Below are 19,992 nucleotides of genomic sequence, written 5' to 3' on the forward strand. Positions count from 1 at the left end.
CACTCCGGAGTACCGTCGCGCGTTGGAGGGGGCGGAAAGCCTGTCCCATTTTCCGTGCACCAGGAGGCACCAAGCGATGTCGGTACCGCGATCCGCCGAGGTCACAGCTGAAGAGCGCGGCGAGGAGATCCTCGCCGTCTTCGACACCGCCTTCGGCGCCCTCCTGGCCGCCGACCCCGCCGCCTTCCAGGTCAAGTTCCGGAAGATGGCGGCCTCGGCGTTCGCGTTCTACCGGGGTACGGCGTGCCTGTTCTACAACGACCTGGAGCGGGAGCACGGCGGTGGCGGTGACGGGAAGCCGCCCAGCGGCCCGTACCTGGACGACCGGACCGGCCGGGTGTGGATCCACGGCGATCTGCACGCGGAGAACTTCGGCACGTACATGGACGCCAACGGTCGGCTGATCTTCAACGTCAACGACTTCGACGAGGCCTATGTGGGGCCTTTCACCTGGGACCTCAAGCGGCTCGCCGCCTCGCTGGCGCTCATCGGCTACACGAAGGCGCTGAGCGACGACCAGATCACCGAACTGGTGCAGATCTACGCCGCCGCCTACCGCGAGCGCATCCACGCACTGGCGGTCGGCGCCAAGGGCGGCGACATCTCCGAACTGCCGCCGTTCACGCTGGACACCGCCGAGGGACCGCTGCTGGACGCGCTGCGCGACGCCCGCTCGCGCACCCGCTTCGCGCTGCTCGACTCGATGACGGAGATCCGTGACTTCGAGCGCCGCTTCGCGCCCGGCGGCGGCTCCATCGAGCTGGACGCCGCCACCCGGTACAAGGTTCTGGCCGCCTTCGACGGCTATCTGGAGACGCTGCCCGAGTCGAGTCTGACCCGGCCCGACTCCTACCGGGTCAAGGACGTGGTGGGGCGGCGCGGCATCGGCATCGGTTCGGCCGGCCTGCCCTCGTACAACATCCTGCTGGAGGGCAACAGCGACGCCCTCGAGAACGATGTGGTGATCCACATGAAGCAGGCGCAGACCCCCGCGGTCTCCCGGCACATCACCGACGAGCAGGTGCGCGGCTACTTCCTGCACGAGGGCCATCGCACGGTGATCTCGCAGCGCGCGCTCCAGGACCACGCCGACCCGTGGCTGGGCTGGACGGAGCTGGACGGCTCGGGCCAGCTGGTCGCCGAGGTCTCTCCGTACGCGGTGGATCTGGACTGGTCGGACATCGACGACCCGCGGGAGATCGCCGCGGTCGTCGCCGACCTCGGCCGCGCGACGGCCACGATGCACGCGGCCGCGGACGACGAGAGCGGTCACTCGCTGGTGCCCTTCTCGACCGAGCGCGCCATCGACGCGGCGATCGCCGCGGACGAGGAGGGCTTCGGCAAGCTGCTGGTCGAGTTCGCGCACAGCTACGGCGCACGGGCCCGGGCCGACCACCAGATCTTCGTGGATCTGTTCCGCAACGGCCGCCTCGGCCAGTTCGGCAGGACGCTCTGAGGCGCTTTAAGGAGCCCTTACAGCCGCACATGGCACACTCGCGGACGATGAACATCTCCGGAATGCAGCTCAGGGGGCTGCGGGCAGCGATCTTCACCGCACTGGTCGTCACGCTGTCCGCCGCCTCCCATGTGCTGCTGTCCCGGGTCCCGCTGCCGCTGACAACCGTCGCCGGGCTCTCGGCGGCGGTCTTCGCCATCGCCTTCGCGCTCGGCGGCCGGGAGCAGGGCTTCTGGCGGATCGCCGCGCTGCTGGTCCCGCTGGAGCTGGCCGCGGACACCGTCTTCACCGCGGGCCAGCATGCCTGCTACGGCTCCGCCGGCGGCCCGGTCACCGGCTCGCTGCGCTCGTTCGGACTCGACGTGCTGTGCGGTGGCACGGCCGTCGGCGCGCCCCTGTCGCCCGACAGCGGCCTTGCCGCCCTGCTGAACTCCCGGGCCCCCGGACTGCCCTGGCTGCTTCTCGCCGCCCATGTGTCGGTCGGGCTGCTGGCCGCGGCGTGGCTGCGGCGCGGCGAGAGGGCGCTCGCCTCCGTGCTGCGGACCGTGGGCGCGTTCACTTTCCGGCCGCTGCTGCTCGCGGTCGCCGCGCAGGACGGCATGTCCGCGCCGCTGCCCGCGCGCGCACGCCGCGCGCCGGGCCGGGCCCGGGTGTCCCGTACCCGCCTGTCGGTGCACTTCGTCGGGCGGAGGGGACCGCCGCGCGCGACCGCCGTTCCCGGCTAGGTCCTGTCCGGGCGATCCTCGAGGATCAGCCCGCGGCGTCAGATGCATGGGGTCACCCCGGGTCCGGAGGGCCGAGGGGACGCATCGCCAGGCGGAGGATCGCTCTCGTACCGGACGTACGTGGGCGACTCCGGCAGCTCAGCGAGGTGCCCCAACTGTCGTCGCGGGCCCGAGAAGACCGCCCGGACAGGGGCTGAGCCCGCGGCAGTTCCCCTCACCCGGTCCCACCTCGCGTACCGCCATGCCGGTACGCCCCCCATCCGGAGTCATGATCATGAGTGCACGCAACAGCAAGGCCAACAAGTCCGCGGCCCGCGAGCGGCTGCGCCAGGAGCGCGAGCGCCAGGCCAAGAAGGACAAGACCCGCCGTCAGCTGATCGTCATCGCCTCCACCATCGGTGTGCTGGCGGCCGCGGGCGGCATCAGCTACGGCATCATGCAGGCCAACAAGCCGAGCCACTGGGAGTCGGCGGCCGATGCGAGCGACATCACCGCGCCGAAGAACACCGAGGGCAAGAACGGCACGACCGTCGTCATCGGCAAGCCGTCCGCGAAGAAGACCCTGGAGCTGTACGAGGACTCGCGCTGCCCGGTCTGCGCGACCTTCGAGCAGGCGGTCGGCGAGACGGTGAAGAAGGACGTGGACGCCGGCAAGTACAAGGTCAAGTACATCGGCGCGACCTTCATCGACGGCGACAAGTCAATCAACGGCCAGGGCTCCAAGAACGCGCTCAGCGCGCTGGGCGCGGCGTTGAACGTCAGCCCCGAGGCGTTCATGTCCTACAAGTCGGCGCTCTACTCGCAGCCGTTCCACCCGAAGGAGAGCGACGACACGTTCGCCAAGGACTCGTATCTGCTCAAGGTGGCCGACTCGGTGCCGGCCCTGAAGAACAACAGCGAGTTCAAGAAGAACGTCGAGGACGGGACCTTCGACGCCTGGGCGATGAAGATGTCGGCCGTGTTCGACAAGAGCGGTGTCGGCGGCACGCCGACGCTGAAGATGGACGGCAAGAAGCTCAGTGTGGGTGCGCAGGAGAACCCGCCTCTGACGGTCGAGGAGTTCAACACGGTGGTGGACAAGGCCCTCAAGGGCTGAACAGCCGAAACAGCCTGAACCAGCCCAGACAACTGCATCTCGGTCCGGGTCCGCGGACCGGCCGGCAACCGTCCGGTTGACCGCTCTCGATGGGCGGGCGAACTTTTTCCGTTCGCTCGCCCATTCGACGTACCGATCAGTAGTCTGATCGGCCGTGACCAGTCGATTTTCCTCAACTCCGAGCCGCCGTACGGTCGTCAAGGCCGCGGCCGCCACCGCAGTAGCCGCTCCCGTCATCGCGGCCGCCACCTCCTCCGTCGCTTCGGCGGCCGACCAGGGACCCGCGTTCCTCCATGGCACCGCCTCGGGCGACCCGCTGCCCGACGGCGTGCTGCTGTGGACCCGCATCACCCCGAGCGCCGACGCGGTGCCGGGCTCCGGCAAGGGCGCCGACACCGAAGTGGCGTGGGAGGTCGCCGAGGACAAGGGCTTCACCCGCCTCGCCGCCCGCGGCACCACCACGTCGAAGGCCGCCTCCGACCACACCGTCAAGGTGGACGTCAGGGGCCTGCGCCCGTCGACCGCCTACTACTTCCGCTTCACCGCCGGCTCCACCGTCTCTCCGGTCGCCCGCACCCGCACCGCCCCGGCCGCCGACGCCGCCCCGTCCGGCGTGCGCTTCGGCGTGGTCTCCTGCGCCAACTGGGAATCGGGTTACTTCTCCGCCTACCGGCACCTGGCCGCCCGGACCGACCTGGACGCGATCCTGCATCTCGGCGACTACATCTACGAGTACGCGACCGGCGGCTACCCGGCCCCGGAGTACGTCGTACGGCAGCACGAGCCCCGGCACGAGATCGTCACCCTCGCCGACTACCGCCTGCGGCACGCCACCTACAAGACCGACGCCGATCTGCAGGCGCTGCACGCCGCGCACCCGGTGATCGCGATATGGGACGACCACGAAATCGCCAACGACGCCTGGGCCGGTGGGGCGGAGAACCACACGCCCGGCGCCGAGGGCGAGTGGGCGGCCCGCGCCGCGGCCGCCAAGCAGGCGTACTTCGAGTGGATGCCGGTGCGCGCCTCGACCGAAGGCACCGTCTACCGCCGGCTGCGCTTCGGCAAGCTCGCCGACCTCCACCTGCTGGATCTGCGGTCGTTCAGATCGCAGCAGTCGAGCGTGGGCAACGGCGATGTGGACGACCCGGACCGCAGCATCACCGGGCGCGCCCAGCTGGACTGGCTGAAGGCGGGGCTCTCGTCCTCGGACACCTCCTGGCGGCTGGTCGGCACCTCGGTGATGATCTCGCCGGTCGCATTCGGCTCGCTGCCCGCCCATCTGCTGGGGCCGATAGCCGAGTTGCTGGGCCTTCCCGCCGAGGGCCTCGCCATCAACGTGGACCAGTGGGACGGCTACACCGACGACCGCAAGGAGCTGCTGGCCCATCTGACGCAGCGCGGGATCCAGAACACGGTCTTCCTCACCGGCGACATCCACATGGCATGGGCGAACGACGTCCCGGTCAAGGCGGCGACGTATCCGCTGTCGAAGTCGGCGGCGACCGAGTTCGTGGTGACGTCGGTGACCTCCGACAACCTGAACGACCTCCTCCATGTCGCACCGGGCACCGTCTCGCTCGTCGCCTCGACGGCGATCAAGGCGGCCAACCGGCATGTGAAGTGGCTGGACATGGACAGCCACGGCTACGGCGTCCTCGATGTCACGGCCGAGCGCTCACAAATGGACTATTATGTCCTGTCCGACCGCACGCAGAGCGGCGCGACCACCAAGTGGGCCCGCTCCTATCGCACGCTCAGCGGAACGCAGAAGGTCGAGCGTGTGAACAAGCCGGTGCTCTGAGGATCGATCCAACTCGGGCAGTTGCGAGCAATTTCAGAAAGCGACGTCATGGCTCACAAGGTCACACATACCTTGTGAGCCATGCACGCCAAGCCCGTGAAACGGTCATTCAAGTACCGTTTTCACCCCACCGAAGAGCAGGCAGCCGAGCTCGCCCGCACCTTTGGCTGCGTCCGCAAGGTCTACAACCTCGCATTGGATGCACGAACTACGGCTTGGTACGGACGGCAAGAACGCATCACCTGCAACCAGGCTTCGGCCATGCTGACGACTTGGAAGCGCACCGATGAGCTCGCCTGTCTGTCGGACGTCTCCTCGGTTCCTCCGCAGCAGGCACTTCGGCATCTACAGGGCGCGTTCAGCAACTTCTCCGACGGGCGCGCGCGCTATCCCACGTACAAGTCCCGCAAGAGGTCCAAGGCTTCGGCGGAGTACACGACATCGGCGTTCCGGCTGCGCGATGGCCTCCTCAAGCTTGCCAGGATGCGCGAGCCGTTGGCCGTCGTCTGGTCACGCCCCTTGCCCGAGGACGCGACCCCCACTCTCGTGACCGTGGTTCGAGACAGGGCAGACCATTGGTTCGTCTGCATTCTCGTGGAAGACACAAGTATCAAGTCGTTGCCGGCCGTCGATGCGACGGTGGGCGTCGATGTCGGACTGACGCATCTCGCCACCCTGTCCAGCGGCGAGAAGATCGCCAATCCTCGACATGAACGCAAGGACCGCACACGTCTGGCCAAAGCGCAACGGGCAATGGTTCGCAAGGAGAAAGGCTCGAAGAACCGGGAGAAGGCACGGATCAGGGTCGCCCGCATCCACGCGGGGATTGCTGATCGCAGACGGGACCACTTGCACAAGCTCACCACTCGACTCGTTCGTGACAACCAAACGATCGTCATCGAAGATCTACATGTGCGAGGGCTTCTGAAGCACCGCCCGTCGGCCCGCGCGATCTCTGACGCGGCCTGGGGGAACTCCGTACCATGCTGACCTACAAAGCCGAGTGGTACGGCCGCGAACTCGTTGCGGTGGACCGGTGGTTCCCATCGAGCAGAACCTGCTCAAAATGCCGCTACCTAATACCCACCTTGCCTCTGAACGTCCGCGAATGGTTGTGCCCTTCGTGTGGCACCTCCCACGATAGGGACGACAATGCGGCGAAGGCCCTTCTGGCCGCCGGGCGGGCGGTGTCGGCCTGTGGAGCTGGTGTAAGACCCCAACGGAGGAATCCGGGCGGGCAGGCGGCAACGAAGCAGGAAGATCCTCGGGCGACCGAGGGACGCACCTCTCGGTTTGAGGCACGCAGGCCAGGGACTACACCTACGACTCCCAGGAGTCGAGCCTCTAACCTGGCGCCATGAATGCGCCGGGGGACCTGATCGACGGGCGGTTCGAGCTGATCGAGCGGCTCGGAAGTGGCGGCATGGGCACGGTGTGGCGGTCTCGCGACACCGTGCTCCACCGCGAAGTCGCCCTGAAAGCCGTCAGATCCGACGCGGGAGCGTCCGGTGCCGTGCGCGAGCGTGTGCTCCGCGAGGCCCGGGCGCTCGCACGGCTCAGCCATCCGCATGTGGTGACGGTCCATCACATCGTCGACAGCGATCCGCATCCGTGGATCGTGATGGAGCTGGTGGCCGGCGACACGCTCCAGCACCGGCTCGACGAGGGCGTGCTGACGCCCGCCCGGGCGGCGCGGATCGGCCGCGAGGTGCTCTCCGCCCTGCGGGCGGCGCACGCCGCGGGCATCCAGCACCGGGATGTGAAGCCCGCCAACGTCCTGCTGCGGCCCGACGGCAGCGCCGTTCTCACCGACTTCGGTATCGCGGCACTCGAAGGCGCGAGCTCCCTCACCGCCACCGGCGAACTCATCGGCTCGCCCGAGTACATCGCCCCGGAACGCCTCCGCGGCCGCAACGACGATCCCGCCGCGGATCTGTGGTCGCTCGGGCTCATGCTCTACGTATCCGTGGAAGGCGTCAGCCCGCTGCGCCGCGGCTCCACGCTGGCCACCCTGGCGGCCGTGCTCGACGAGCCGGTACCGCCGCCGGTCCGCTCGGGGCCGCTCGCACCTGTGCTCCAGGCCGTGCTGGTCCGGGACCCGGCGGCCCGGCCCGATGCGGCACGGCTGGACGCGATGCTGGCGCAGGCGCAGGCGCAGGCGCAGGCGCAGGCGGGGGCGGGGGCGACGCCGCACTGGGCGCAGCCGACGACGACGGCGCCGATGCCGCCGGGACCCGTACCGCCCGTCCCCACACAGCTGGACAGCCCCCGCCCGACCGTTGCACAGGTGCCGCAGCCGGCACCTCCGTCGCAGAGCCGGGGCAACCGTACGCCCGTCGTCGTCGCCGTGATCGCCGTGGCGGTCGCGATCACCGCCGCGACCGCACTCGTGCTCGCGCTGCGCGAACACGGGAGAGGCACCACGGGCGGCACGGCCGGCGGCAAGGGCAGTACGGCTCCGGTCACGCCCACGCCGAGTACGGCTTCGCGCCCCCTCCCGGCGCCCACCCCGAGTCCGTCTCCCAGTCCGACACGGACGCCGCCGACTCCGACTCGAATGCCGAGCAGCGAGCCGCCGCCCTCCGGGCAGTGGATCGCCCAGCTCTTCTCCGAGCCGGTCGGATCCGGCACCGCCGCACGGGACCTCCGGCTCGCCAAGATCCGCCGGACCGTCCCCGAAGCCGTATTCGTACGCAGCGACGACTACGCGTCGTTACGGCCGGGCTTCTGGGTGATCTACGCGCCCGGCCCGTTCGCCGACGGCCGCGCCGCGCTCAACTTCTGTGCCGAGCGCGGCCGGACCTCCGCGAACACCTGCCTAGGGCGTTATCTGAGCTCGAGTTCGACCGACTTTGCTCTGCAGTGCCGCCCGCCGGCCGGCAGTCCCACAGGCCGCTGCACCCGCGACTGACAACCCCTAGCGCTCCGCGAGGGTCTCCAGGAAGCCGAGCGCCACCCGCCAGGTCCGTTCCGCGGCCTCCTCGTCGTAGTCGGCGAGGTCCGGGTCGGTGTACAGATGTCCGGCGCCCGGGTAGCGGTGCACCTCGACATCCGCACCGGCCTTGCCCATCCGCAGATACCAGGCGGTCAGCCAGTCGTGCGGCTCGAAGGCGTCGGGGTCCGCGACATGCAGCTGCACCGGCAGCTCGTCGACCGACGCATCCTCCGCGATCTCGAACGTGCCGTGCAACAGCAGCAGTCCGCGCGCCTTCTCGTCACCGAGCGCCAGGTTCTGCGCGAACGCCGCCCCGAGCGAGAACCCCGCATACACGAGCCCCCGCTCCGACAGCGGCGCGGCAGCCAGGACTGCCCGCTTCAGCAGTTCATCCAGCCCGACCTCGTCCCTGTACGCCCTGCCCGCCTCGACGGAATCGAAAACCCTGCCCTCGAACAGGTCGGGCGTCCACACCTCGTGCCCCGCACCCCGCAGCCGCTCGGCAGCCGCCTCCACGGCAGGCCGCAGACCGTATGTCGAATGGAAAAGCATGATGTTCATCGGGTCAGGTTACGTTCGAAGGCATGGAGAACGTGCTGCGTCCGTTGATCGTTGTCGGAGGCTCGGTCGTGCTCACGCTACTCGTGGGCTGGCTGGCCGACCTCATGCTGCGCCGGGCAGACGCCCGGCACCCCGAGACACCACTGTGGGGCCTGCTGCGCCGCTGCCGCGTCGCGCTCCTCCTCGTGCTCGGCGCCGCCCTGCTCAGAGGGGCGTTCAGGCACGCGGACCTCCAGGTCGTCCGGGACCACGCATGGGGCATCGGCCAGATACTGACGCTGACGCTGATCGCCGCCTCGGCCTGGCTGGTCGTACGGATCGCCACCGCCGTCGTCGAGTCCTCGTACGCCCGCTACGCCACCACGACCCGCGACCCGGCCCGGGTCCGCCGGGTCCGTACCCAGGTGACGCTGATCCAACGGGTCGTCATCGCGGTGGTCGGGGTGGTGGCGGTCGCCGCGATGCTGCTGTCCTTCCCCGCCATGCGTACGGTCGGCGCGTCGATGCTCGCGTCGGCCGGTGTGCTCGGCATCGTCGCCGGTATCGCCGCCCAGTCGACGCTGGGCAACCTGTTCGCGGGGCTGCAGATCGCCTTCGGCGACATGGTGCGGATCGGCGACACAGTGGTGGTGGACGGCGAGTGGGGGACGGTGGAGGAGATCACCCTCACCTTCCTCGCGGTACGGACCTGGGACGAGCGCCGGATCACCATGCCGGTCTCGTACTTCACCAGCAAGCCCTTCGAGAACTGGTCACGCGGCGGGGTGCAGATGACCGGGACCGTCTTCTTCCATCTGGACCACTCGGCACCGGTGCCCGAAATGCGGGAAAAGATCAGGGACATCCTGCGGGAGTGCCCGGCCTGGGACGGCCGCGACTGGTCGCTCGCCGTGACGGACACCACACCGACCACCATGCAGGTGCGGGCGGTGGTCACGGCCAAGGACGCGGACGACGTCTGGACGGTGCGCTGCGCGGTGCGCGAGCAGCTGATCGCCTGGCTGTGCGACCACCATCCCTACGCGCTGCCGCGGATCTCCATGGCGCAGGCCGTCGAGCCACCCGGTACACACACTCCCCGCGAGGAGGTCGCACGCACCGGCCGCGGCTAGGGCGTGCCCTGACATCCGCGTTACCTAGTGTCCGCGTTCCGCGCCGCCGTTGACCTGGATGACCTGGGCGGTGATGTGCCCGGCGGCCGGTGAGGCGAGCCAGCGCAGGGTCTGGGCCACATCTCCCGGGTGGCCGACCCGCCCGGTGCAGGTCTCGGCGACGAGCGCCGCGCGCCGCTCCTCGGGAAACGCGCCGCCGAAGAAGTCGGTCTCCTCGACATAGCCCGGCGCCACGACGTTCACGGTGATGCCGCGTGGCCCGAGCCGGCGGGCGAGCTGGAAGGCGTACGGGTGCAGGGCGGCCTTGGCGGCGGCGTACGGGGCCGGGCCCGAGCCGCGGTACGCGGCGATCGAGCCGACGAAGAGCACCCGGCCGCCGGGGGTGGCCAGATGGCCCTGCAGCGCCTCGGTGAGCAGCGCGGCAGTGAGGGTGTTCAGCTTGAAGTTGACGGTCCAGTCGTGGGCGACTGCCTCCAGCGCGTCCATGTGTTCGGGCCGCTGCTCGAGTCCGCCGTTGCCGCCCGCGCTGTGCACCAGGACGTCGACGGCGCCGTACTCCCGCTCGATGAACTCCGCGGCCCGGCGGGCCCCTTGCGGCTCGCTGAGGTCGGCCGCGCAGTGAGCGGCGCCGGGGAGCCGCCCGGCGGCCCGCGCGAGGACGTCCTCCCGCCGCCCGAGCAGCACGACCTGCTCCCCGTCCGCGGCGAACACCTCCGCCGCCGCGAACCCGATCCCGGTCCCCCCACCACTGATCACCACGGTGCGCGCCATGCCCGGATCCTATCCAGCGACCCCGCCCCGGGCCGCGGGTCCACGCGGGGGTGGGGGGCTCCCGTGGCGGGCGGCGCACGGTTGCATGGTCCCGTGGCAGGCCCGTGCCCGCGCGCCGGGGTCACCCGCCGGTGCGCGGACGGCCCGGAGGGCGTCCACGGCCTCCGCCACGGGCGCCGACAGGGCGGGGGCCGTGGTCCGGTGGCCGCCCCGTGCCCGGGGCGCCGGTGATCCGGGCGCGGACGGCCCGGAGGGCGTCCGCGCCCTTTGTCACAGGCGTCGGCCAGGCGGGCACGGGTGCCGCGCCTCCCCCGGCAGGCCGGTGCCCGGGACGCTGCGGCCCCTCCGGAGGTAGTCCACACGAAGGCGGGCGCGGGTGCACGCGGCGCGCAGGCGGCCGGGGGTGTCGCTACCGTCGGCTGTGTGATCAGAACGCCGAAACGACTCGCCTGGGCGGTCCAGCAGCTGTCCGTCCGGCCGGACGACCGTCTGCTGGAGATCGGCTGCGGCCGGGGCATCGCCGTCGCCCTGGTCGCCGACCGGCTCCGTACCGGCACCATCACGGCGATCGACCGCTCGGCACACGCCGTCGCGGGCGCCCGGCAGCGCAACGCCGCGCATCTCGCGAGGGGGCGGGCCGAGCTGCGGCACACCGCACTCGCCGAGCTGAAACCGGCCCCCGAGCGCTACGACAAGATCTTCGCGGTGAACGTCGATGTGTTCTGGGTGGAGACGGCCGCCCGCGAGCTGAGCCTGGTGCGGAGCCTGCTGGCCCCGCTCGGCACGTTCTCCCTGTTCTACGAGCCTCCGGAGCCCGACAGGGCCTCCGAGCTCGAGGCCGTTCTGCTGCCCAAGCTGGACTGGCCGGGATGGGCCACCGTCACGGTGCGTGAGAAGGCCCGGCGCTCCACACTGCTCGGCATCCACGTCACCGTCGCGTGAGCGAGCTCTACAGCACCCGCCGCATCGCCCGGTGCGCGATTCCCGCGTCCAGGAACTCCGCCCCGTACGCCACGTAACCCAGCCGCTCGTAGAAGCCTGTCGCATGCGTCTGCGCATGCAGGTCCACGGCGGCGAGCCCCCGGTCCCGGGCCGCGTCCTCGATCGCGCGCACCAGGGCCGCGCCGACGCCGAGTCCGCGGGCCGCCCTGGTCACCGCGAGCCGGCCGAGCGAGCCGACCGTCGTATCGCCGCCGGTCTTCCCGGCCGCGGCCGGTCCGTGCAGCAGCCGGCCCGTGCCGAGCGGTCCGTCGGGTCCGACGGCGAGGACATGGATCGTGTCGGCGTCCGCCGCGTCGTAGGCGTCGTACTCGATCTCCGGCGGCACCTGCTGTTCGGCGACGAAGACCTCTTTGCGGACCGCGAAGCACGTCTCCCGGTCGGCCGGGTCCACCGCGACCCGTACGACGAAGGCGTCGGACGCGGGAGCGCTCATGCGCTCTCCGCCTCGATCGTGTCCAGAGCCTGCTGCAGATCGTCGGGGTAGTTGCTCTCGAACTCGACCCACTGGCCGTCCGACGGGTGCTCGAAGCCGAGCCGCACGGCGTGCAGCCACTGCCGGGTCAGCCCGAGCCGCTTGGCCATCGTGGGGTCGGCGCCGTATGTCAGATCGCCCACACAGGGGTGGCGGTGCGCGGCCATGTGCACCCGGATCTGGTGCGTACGCCCGGTCTCCAGCTTGATGTCGAGCAGCGACGCGGCCCGGAACGCCTCGATCAGGTCGTAGTGCGTCACCGACGCCTTGCCTTCGGCCGTGACCGCCCACTTGTAGTCGTGGTTGGGGTGGCGGCCGATGGGGGCGTCGATCGTGCCGCTCAGCGGATCGGGGTGGCCCTGCACCAGCGCGTGGTACCGCTTGTCGACCGTGCGCTCCCGGAACTGCTGCTTCAGCAGGGTGTACGCCCGCTCCGACTTGGCGACCACCATCAGGCCCGAGGTGCCCACGTCCAGCCGGTGCACGATGCCCTGCCGCTCGGCCGCACCCGATGTCGAGATCCGGTATCCGGCAGCCGCGAGCCCGCCGATCACCGTGGTCCCGGACCACCCGGGGCTCGGGTGCGCGGCCACACCGACCGGCTTGACGATCACGACGATGTCGTCGTCGTCGTGGACGATCTCCATGCCCTCGACGGGCTCGGCCACGATCTGGACCGGCGCGGGTGCCTGCGGCATCTCCACCTCGAGCCAGGCGCCGCCGCGCACGCGCTCTGACTTTCCGACGACCGAGCCGTCGACCTGCACCTTTCCGGCAGCGGCCAGCTCGGCCGCCTTCGTGCGGGAGAACCCGAACATCCGGGAGATGGCGGCGTCGACGCGCTCGCCCTCGAGGCCGTCGGGTACGGGCAGGGTTCGGAACTCGGGAATCGTACTCACCCGTCGAGTATGCCTTGTCAGTCCTTGTGGACGGTCCCGTCGGGATCCAGCCCCTTGAACGACAGCAGCACGATCAGGAGTCCGCCGCAGACGATCGCGGAGTCCGCGAGATTGAAGACAGCGAAGTGCGCGGGCGCGATGAAGTCCACGACCGCGCCCTCGAAGACGCCGGGCGAGCGGAAGATCCGGTCCGTGAGGTTGCCGAGCGCCCCGCCCAGCAGCAGGCCGAGTGCGACCGCCCAGGGCAGGCTGTAGAGCTTGCGGGCCAGCCGGGCGATCACGACGATCACCGTCGCCGCGATGAAGGTGAAGATCACGGTGAAGGCCTCGCCCATGCCGAACGCGGCACCCGGGTTCCGCACCGCCGCGAACTTCAGCAGATCGCCGATGATCTCGATCGGCTCATGGTGCTCCAGCTTCGCCACCACGATCATCTTGCTGACGAGGTCGAGCAGATAAGCCACGAGAGCCACCGCGAAGAGCACGGCGATCCTGCGCCTGCCCTTGGGCTGCTCGGCGGGCGCCGCAGCCTCGTCGTCAACATCTGGCGTACCGATGATGCGCTCCGCCTCTGCCACGTGAGTCCCTCTGCCTAGGTGCCTGACTGTGCACGAGGGTACGGCACACCGCTACGGCGCCGACCGCTGACTCAGCCCCGTCGCTCCTGCTTCTGCTTGCACTCGACGCACAGTGTCGCGCGCGGAAACGCCTGCATACGGGCCTTGCCGATCGGGTTGCCGCAGTTCTCGCAGAGTCCGTACGTCCCCGCGTCCAGACGCAGCAGCGCCCGCTCGGACTGCTCCAGCATCTCCCGGGCGTTCGCGGCGAGCGCCATCTCGTGCTCACGCGTGATGTTCTTCGTCCCGGTGTCGGCGTCGTCGTCACCGGCTCCGTCCCCGGAGTCCCGCATCAGACCGGTCAGTGCCACCTCGGAGGCGGTGAGCTCGGCGTTCAGCCGGGACACCTCGCTCTCCAGCTCGGCCCGCGCGGAGGTGACCTCGTCCTCGGTCCACTGGTCCTCGCCAGGCCGTACCGCAAGCTCACCCGCTGCGACCGCGGCCGTCGTACGCGCCGTGGGCAACGCCACCGGGCTCTTGGTCTTCTTCGCTGCTCCCACCGTGGTGGCTCCTGTCTGCTTCGCGGCCTTGGCCGACCTCGCGGCCGCGGACGCGGCCTTCTTCGCGGCCGGCGCGGCCGCGGTTCTCGTGGCAGTCGCCTTCTTGGCGGTCGCCTTTCTGGCTGTCACTTTCTTCGCCGGTGCCTTGCGCGACGCCGACTCCGTCTTCTTCGTCGCCGCCTTCTCGGCAGCGGCCTTTTTCGCAGTGGCCTTCTTGCCGGTGACCTTCTTCCCGGCTGTCTTCCTCCCGACCGTCGTCCTGTCGACGGGCTTCTCGTTGTCGACAGACTTCGCGGCAGGCTTCTCCGCCTTCTCGGCGGCCTTCTTCGCGGTGGTCTTCGTCCTGGCCATGGTCGTCTCGGTGGTGGTCTTCTTCGCGGCAGCCCGCTTCGCCACGGACTTGCCGGCTGCCGCGGTCTTCCTCGCGACGGTGCTCTTCATCCCGCTCGCACCCTTGCCCGCCGCATCAGCGACGGCGGACCGTGCGGACGCCGACTTCTCGGCTGTCTTCTTCGCCACCATGGCCGCGGCCCCTTCACATATTGTGATCTTGCTCGCGAATCGTGCTGGGACGATAAATCGACCCCAGCCCCGCGGCAACGGGGCACGCCGCCGATTCGACCCGCCCCGGGCTGCGTCGCGACGGGCATGCATCCGTTGTGCCCAGCTCCCCGCCCGGTAATCGCCACCCGGGGGGCCGCCCGATCCGCCGGGGCGCCATATGGCCATTCGGGTCATGTGCGCAGGTGGGGGCGGGCCGCCCGCGAACCACCGGGAAAAGCGGTCGGCCGCCCCGGGTGGGGGCCCGTACACTGGGCGCAGCGAGAGGCGTGGATGGGGACCAGTAACGTCGGACGCAGTCATGAGCGACCCGGGGACGGTGCGAGCCCGGGGGCGAGCGCGAAGTGAAGCATCACCCCGGAGCTGCCGGAAGAAAGCCGTCAGGCGAGTAGACCCGGCGTCGCGACCCCAATGAGGGGGCGGTGTCCGTGGGCACCGCCAAGGAGGGTGGTACCGCGGGAGCGCAGCGCTCTCGTCCCTCCGACGGAACGACGAACAGTCCGCCGGAGGAGACCGCCGATGACACCGCCGCAGTACCGACAGGTGCCCGCCCAGGTCGACCTGCCCGCCCTCGAGCACGCCGTGCTCGACTTCTGGCGCGAGAGCAAGGTCTTCGCCAAGAGCCTGGAACAGTCCGAGGGACGCCCCGAGTGGGTGTTCTACGAGGGCCCGCCGACCGCCAACGGCATGCCCGGCGCACACCACATCGAGGCCCGCGTCTTCAAGGACGTCTTCCCGCGCTTTCGCACCATGCGCGGCTACCACGTCGCCCGCAAGGCCGGCTGGGACTGCCACGGTCTGCCGGTCGAGCTCGCTGTCGAGAAGGAGCTCGGCTTCTCCGGCAAGAAGGAAATCGAGGCGTACGGCATCGCGGAGTTCAACGCCAAGTGCCGCGAGTCGGTGACCCGGCACACGGACGCCTTCGCCGAGCTGACGAACCGCATGGGCTACTGGGTCGACCTGGACGACGCCTACCGCACGATGGACCCGGCGTACATCGAGTCGGTGTGGTGGTCGCTCAAGGAGATCTTCAACAAGGGCCTGCTGGTCCAGGACCACCGCGTCGCCCCCTGGTGCCCGCGCTGCGGCACCGGCCTGTCCGACCACGAGCTGGCCCAGGGCTACGAGACCGTCGTCGACCCCTCGGTCTTCGTCCGCTTCCCGCTGACCTCCGGCCCCCTCGCCGGCGAGGCCTCGCTCCTCGTCTGGACGACGACTCCCTGGACCCTGGTCTCCAACACCGCGGTCGCCGCGCACCCCGAGGTCACCTACGTCGTGGCGGCGAACGGCGAGGAGAAGCTCGTCGTCGCCCAACCGCTGCTGGAGAAGGCCCTGGGCGAAGGCTGGGAGGCCACCGGCGAGACCTTCACGGGCGCCGAGATGGAGCGCTGGACGTACGACCGACCCTTCCAGCTGGTCGAATTCCCCGAGCCCGCCCACTACGTGGTCAACGCCGACTACGTGACGACCGAGGACGGTACGGGTCTGGTCCACCAGTCCCCCGCCTTCGGTGAGGACGACCTCCGGGTCTGCCGCGCGTACGGCCTGCCGGTGGTCAACCCGGTCCGCCCCGACGGCACCTTCGAGGAGGACCTGCCGCTGGTCGGCGGCGTCTTCTTCAAGAAGGCCGACGAGGCGCTCACCGCCGATCTTCAGGCGCGCGGGCTGCTGTTCAGGCACGTCCCGTACGAACACAGCTATCCGCACTGCTGGCGCTGCCACACGGCCCTGCTGTACTACGCGCAGCCGTCCTGGTACATCCGCACGACCGCGATCAAGGACCGGCTGCTCGAGGAGAACGAGCGGACGAACTGGATCCCCGAATCGGTCAAGCACGGCCGCTTCGGCGACTGGCTGAACAACAATGTCGACTGGGCACTGTCCCGCAACCGGTACTGGGGCACACCGCTGCCGATCTGGCGCTGTGAGGAGGGCCACCTCACCTGCGTCGGATCGCGCGCCGAGCTCACCGAGCTGACGGGCACCGACCAGTCGGCGCTGGACCCGCACCGTCCGTTCATCGACGAGGTCACGTTCCCCTGCCCGACCTGCCGGGCGACGGCGACGCGCGTTCCCGAGGTCATCGACGCCTGGTACGACTCGGGCTCGATGCCGTTCGCGCAGTGGGGCTACCCGTACAAGAACAAGGAGATCTTCGAGAAGCGCTACCCGGCGCAGTTCATCTCCGAGGCGATCGACCAGACGCGCGGCTGGTTCTACACGCTGATGGCGGTCGGCACACTGGTCTTCGACAAGTCGTCGTACGAGAACGTGGTGTGTCTGGGCCACATCCTCGCCGAGGACGGCCGCAAGATGTCCAAGCACCTGGGCAACACCCTGCAGCCGATCCCGCTGATGGACCAGCACGGCGCGGACGCGGTGCGGTGGTTCATGGCCGCCGGCGGCTCGCCCTGGGCCGCCCGCCGGGTGGGCCACGGCACGATCCAGGAAGTGGTGCGCAAGACCCTCCTCACCTACTGGAACACGGTGGCCTTCCAGGCGCTGTACGCCCGTACGTCCGGCTGGGCGCCGTCGGCGGCCGACCCGGCCCCGGCCGAGCGCACGGTCCTGGACCGCTGGCTGCTCAGCGAGCTGAACGCGCTGGTGGACCAGGTCACGCAGGCGATGGAGTTGTACGACACCCAGCGTGCCGGAAAGCTGCTGTCCTCCTTCGTCGACGACCTGTCGAACTGGTACGTACGCCGCTCGCGCCGCCGCTTCTGGCAAGGCGACAAGGCGGCACTGCGGACGCTGCACGACGTCGTCGAGACGGTGACCCGTCTGATGGCCCCGCTCACCCCGTTCATCACCGAGCGGGTGTGGCAGGACCTGGTCGTCCCGGTGACCCCTGAGGTCCCCGAGTCGGTCCACCTGTCCACCTGGCCCGAGGCCGACCTGTCCGCGATCGACCCGACCCTCTCTTCGCAGATGGCCCTGGTGCGCCGACTCGTCGAACTCGGCCGCGCGACACGTGCGGAGTCCGGGGTGAAGACGCGCCAGCCGCTGTCCCGTGCGCTCGTCGCGGCGAGCGGCTTCGAGTCCCTCTCCCCCGAACTGCACGGCCAGATCACGGAGGAGCTGAACGTCTCCTCGCTCGCCTCGCTCTCCGAGGTCGGCGGCTCGCTCGTGGACACCACCGCCAAGGCGAACTTCCGCGCCCTGGGCAAGCGCTTCGGCAAGGGCGTCCAGGACGTGGCCAAGGCGGTCGCGGCGGCGGACGCGGCGGCCCTGTCGCTGGCCCTGCGCGAGGGCACGGCGACCGTCGAGGTCGACGGCTCGCCGGTCACCCTCTCACCGGAGGAGGTCATCATCACCGAGACACCGCGGGAGGGCTGGTCGGTGGCGTCCGACTCCGGAGCGACGGTGGCCCTCGACCTGGAGATCACCCCGGAGCTGCGGCTTGCGGGCCTGGCCCGCGACGCCATCCGCCTGATCCAGGAGGCCCGCAAGAACAGCGGCCTGGACGTCGCGGACCGCATCGCTCTGCGCTGGACCTCCACGGACCCCGACGTCTCCTCGGCCCTGGCCGACCACGCGACCCTGATCGCGGACGAGGTCCTGGCGACGGACTTCGCCACGGGATCCGGGGACGACACCTACGGCTCCCCGTTCACGGACGAGGGCCTCGCCCTGACGTTCCGCCTCCGCAAGGCGTAAGCCCCGTCCCGACGGGCCCGGCCACGCAGTTGGCCGGGCCCGTCGGGTTTTCCCACCCCGCCCCGTAACCGGGGCTCCGTCCCGGACCCCCGCGTCTCAATCGTCGGCGGGGCTGCGTGTGGCACATGCAGCCCGTCCGGCGATCGAGGCCACGGCCGCAGGCCGTACGGGGGCTGGGGGCCTGTCCCCGGTTCGGGGACGGGGCGGGGTGGGGAAAGGGCCCCGCGCAGCGTCCCTGCCACCGCCCCCGGACACGGCAAAGGGCCGGGCCCGGGACGTCATGTCCCGGGCCCGGCCCTTTGCCTGCCGACGGCTACGCGCGTTCCGCGCGACCCGCCGTCAGTTGTCGTCCTCGTCGATCAGGAAGCCCCGCATCGGCGACGGCGCCTGCTGCATCGGCTGCGGCGCCTGCGGCCGCACCGGTGCCATCGGCTGGGTCATCGCCGGCGACATCTGCTGCTGACCGCCGTACGACGGGCCGCCGGACGAGGGACCGTGGCCACCCATCTGCTGGCCCATGGACGGGTTGCCGCCCATGGTGTGGCCCATCGCACCCGCACCGGCCGGAGCCATCGACGGGGACGGCGGCAGCGAAGCGGTCGCGGGGGTGCGCGGCGGGGCCAGGGAGTCGTCCGCCTGGGTCTCCAGCTGACGCAGCTGGCTCTCCAGGTAGGACTTCAGCCGGGTCCGGTACTCGCGCTCGAAGCCGCGCAGGTCCTCGACCTTGCGCTCCAGCGTGGCGCGGGCCGACTCCAGCGAGCCCATCGCGACGCGGTGCTTCTCCTGCGCGTCCCGCTCGAGCGCGTCCGCCTTGGCGCGCGCGTCGCGCTCCAGGCCCTCGGCACGCGAACGCGCCTCACCGACGATCTTGTTGGCCTCGGAGCGGGCTTCGGCGATCGCCTGGTCGGCGGTCTGCTGGGCGAGGGACAGCACTCGGGCCGCGCTGTCACCGCCCGGGCCCTGCTGCGGCATCTGCGGACCGCCCATGGGGCCACCCATCGGGCCACCCATCGGGCCACCCATCGGACCGCCCATGGGGCCACCCTGCATGGGGCCACCCTGCATCGGACCGCCCATGCCGCCCTGCGGGCCGCCGTGGCTGGGACCGGCAGGGAGCTGCGGGGCGCCACCGGGCAGCTGGGGCGGGCCCATCTGCGGGGGCTGCTGCTGGACCGGCGGTCCGGATATGGCGGCGGGCACGGGAGCCCCCGGACCACGGCCGTCCTGCGGCTCCGGCGGCTTGCGCATGGCCTGCTGCTGCTGGTTCTGCGCAGCGGCACGCGTGGCGGCGGCCAGCTTGGCGCGCAGATCCTCGTTCTCACGCAGCAGACGCGTCAGTTCGGATTCGACCTCGTCGAGGAAGGCATCAACCTCGTCCTCGTCATAGCCTTCTCGGAGGCGGACCGTCGTGAACTGCTTGTTCCGCACGTCCTCGGGGGTCAGCGGCATCTCTTCTTCACCTCTACGTAGTCGTCGGCAGCTGGCAGGACCGTATCGCTCACACCTGGCTCGCAAACCTGTTCACGAGGGAGATCAGGATGTAGACGATGATCATCAGAACGAAGAAGGACAGGTCGAGTGCCACGCCCCCGAGACGCAGCGGCGGAATGAACCGCCGCAGAAGCTTGAGCGGTGGATCGGTGACAGTGTAGGTGGCCTCCAGAACGACCACCATCGCCTTACCGGGTTGCCATGAACGAGCGAACTGGAAGACGTAGTCCATGACCAGCCGGAAAATCAGCACGATGAGGAAGCACATCAGCGCGACGTAGACCACATCCAGTGCGACGCCCATCCCGCGCTTCCCTCTCCCCTGGCTCTCGT

Annotated in this window: 16 protein-coding genes and 1 pseudogene; 9 read left to right on the forward strand and 8 right to left on the reverse strand. The window is 70.2% G+C overall.

The window, feature by feature from the left end:
- Positions 1-76: 76 nt before the first annotated feature.
- From ACFYWI_RS06295 to ACFYWI_RS06320, 6 genes and pseudogenes are all read left to right on the forward strand, one after another.
- Positions 77-1,456, forward strand: a complete 1,380-nt coding sequence (locus ACFYWI_RS06295) for a DUF2252 domain-containing protein (protein ID WP_389225932.1) — start codon at positions 77-79, stop codon at positions 1,454-1,456.
- A gap of 47 nt (positions 1,457-1,503) precedes the next feature.
- Positions 1,504-2,181: a hypothetical protein gene (locus ACFYWI_RS06300; RefSeq protein WP_389225935.1), complete on the forward strand. Its 678-nt coding sequence runs from the start codon at positions 1,504-1,506 to the stop codon at positions 2,179-2,181.
- 274 nt (positions 2,182-2,455) lie between these two features.
- Positions 2,456-3,277 carry a DsbA family protein gene (locus ACFYWI_RS06305; RefSeq protein ID WP_389225938.1) on the forward strand — a complete coding sequence of 274 codons (822 nt, stop codon included), beginning with the start codon at positions 2,456-2,458 and terminating at the stop codon, positions 3,275-3,277.
- Positions 3,278-3,431: 154 nt separating this feature from the next.
- Positions 3,432-5,081: an alkaline phosphatase D family protein gene (locus tag ACFYWI_RS06310; protein ID WP_389225940.1), complete on the forward strand. Its 1,650-nt coding sequence runs from the start codon at positions 3,432-3,434 to the stop codon at positions 5,079-5,081.
- An 81-nt stretch (positions 5,082-5,162) separates the two neighbouring features.
- A pseudogene (locus ACFYWI_RS06315) lies at positions 5,163-6,442 on the forward strand (RNA-guided endonuclease InsQ/TnpB family protein).
- A complete protein-coding gene (locus tag ACFYWI_RS06320; protein WP_389225943.1) occupies positions 6,439-7,992 on the forward strand; it encodes a serine/threonine-protein kinase in 1,554 nt (517 codons plus the stop codon). The pseudogene ACFYWI_RS06315 and the gene ACFYWI_RS06320 overlap by 4 nt, the downstream one beginning before the upstream one ends.
- A 6-nt stretch (positions 7,993-7,998) precedes the next feature.
- Here ACFYWI_RS06320 and ACFYWI_RS06325 read toward each other — a convergent pair whose 3' ends face one another.
- Entirely contained in the window at positions 7,999-8,577 is a 579-nt protein-coding gene (locus ACFYWI_RS06325; RefSeq protein WP_389225946.1) for a dienelactone hydrolase family protein, read from the reverse strand.
- A 23-nt stretch (positions 8,578-8,600) separates the two neighbouring features.
- Here ACFYWI_RS06325 and ACFYWI_RS06330 point away from each other — a divergent pair, with 23 nt between their 5' ends.
- On the forward strand, positions 8,601-9,689 hold the full coding sequence (locus tag ACFYWI_RS06330; protein ID WP_389225949.1) for a mechanosensitive ion channel family protein: 1,089 nt from the start codon (positions 8,601-8,603) through the stop codon (positions 9,687-9,689).
- 24 nt (positions 9,690-9,713) lie between these two features.
- On the opposite strand, the gene ACFYWI_RS06335 is transcribed toward ACFYWI_RS06330, so the two are convergent.
- Positions 9,714-10,460: an SDR family NAD(P)-dependent oxidoreductase gene (locus ACFYWI_RS06335; RefSeq protein ID WP_389225952.1), complete on the reverse strand. Its 747-nt coding sequence runs from the start codon at positions 10,458-10,460 to the stop codon at positions 9,714-9,716.
- 423 nt (positions 10,461-10,883) lie between these two features.
- Between ACFYWI_RS06335 and ACFYWI_RS06340 the strand changes: the two genes are divergently transcribed.
- Positions 10,884-11,402, forward strand: a complete 519-nt coding sequence (locus tag ACFYWI_RS06340; protein ID WP_389225955.1) for an SAM-dependent methyltransferase — start codon at positions 10,884-10,886, stop codon at positions 11,400-11,402.
- Between the two features lie 7 nt (positions 11,403-11,409).
- Here the strand turns inward: ACFYWI_RS06340 and ACFYWI_RS06345 are convergent, their stop codons facing one another.
- The 4 genes from ACFYWI_RS06345 to ACFYWI_RS06360 all read right to left on the reverse strand — a co-directional run bounded on the left by ACFYWI_RS06345 (position 11,410) and on the right by ACFYWI_RS06360 (position 14,472).
- Complete coding sequence (locus ACFYWI_RS06345) at positions 11,410-11,895, reverse strand: GNAT family N-acetyltransferase (RefSeq protein ID WP_389225958.1); 486 nt, start codon at positions 11,893-11,895, stop codon at positions 11,410-11,412.
- A complete protein-coding gene (locus ACFYWI_RS06350; protein WP_389225960.1) occupies positions 11,892-12,833 on the reverse strand; it encodes an RluA family pseudouridine synthase in 942 nt (313 codons plus the stop codon). The genes ACFYWI_RS06345 and ACFYWI_RS06350 overlap by 4 nt, the downstream gene beginning before the upstream one ends.
- 17 nt (positions 12,834-12,850) lie before the next feature.
- The gene (gene lspA / locus ACFYWI_RS06355) at positions 12,851-13,411 is read right to left on the reverse strand and encodes a signal peptidase II (protein WP_389225963.1); all 561 of its coding nucleotides are present in this window, start codon (positions 13,409-13,411) and stop codon (positions 12,851-12,853) included.
- A gap of 71 nt (positions 13,412-13,482) precedes the next feature.
- Positions 13,483-14,472, reverse strand: coding sequence for a TraR/DksA family transcriptional regulator (locus tag ACFYWI_RS06360; protein WP_389225966.1), 990 nt, complete (start codon positions 14,470-14,472; stop codon positions 13,483-13,485).
- A gap of 558 nt (positions 14,473-15,030) precedes the next feature.
- Here ACFYWI_RS06360 and ileS point away from each other — a divergent pair.
- Positions 15,031-18,168, forward strand: coding sequence for an isoleucine--tRNA ligase (ileS, locus tag ACFYWI_RS06365; protein WP_389225969.1), 3,138 nt, complete (start codon positions 15,031-15,033; stop codon positions 18,166-18,168).
- Positions 18,169-18,507: 339 nt separating this feature from the next.
- Here the strand turns inward: ileS and ACFYWI_RS06370 are convergent, their stop codons facing one another.
- Both ACFYWI_RS06370 and ACFYWI_RS06375 read right to left on the reverse strand, forming a co-directional pair.
- Positions 18,508-19,617, reverse strand: coding sequence for a DivIVA domain-containing protein (locus tag ACFYWI_RS06370; protein WP_389225972.1), 1,110 nt, complete (start codon positions 19,615-19,617; stop codon positions 18,508-18,510).
- Between the two features lie 49 nt (positions 19,618-19,666).
- Positions 19,667-19,963 (reverse strand): YggT family protein, encoded by a 297-nt coding sequence (locus ACFYWI_RS06375; protein WP_389225974.1) that lies wholly within the window; start codon positions 19,961-19,963, stop codon positions 19,667-19,669.
- Positions 19,964-19,992 lie beyond the last annotated feature (29 nt).

This window comes from Streptomyces sp. NPDC002889, from assembly GCF_042888425.1.
Taxonomy (GTDB): Bacteria; Actinomycetota; Actinomycetes; order Streptomycetales; family Streptomycetaceae; genus Streptomyces.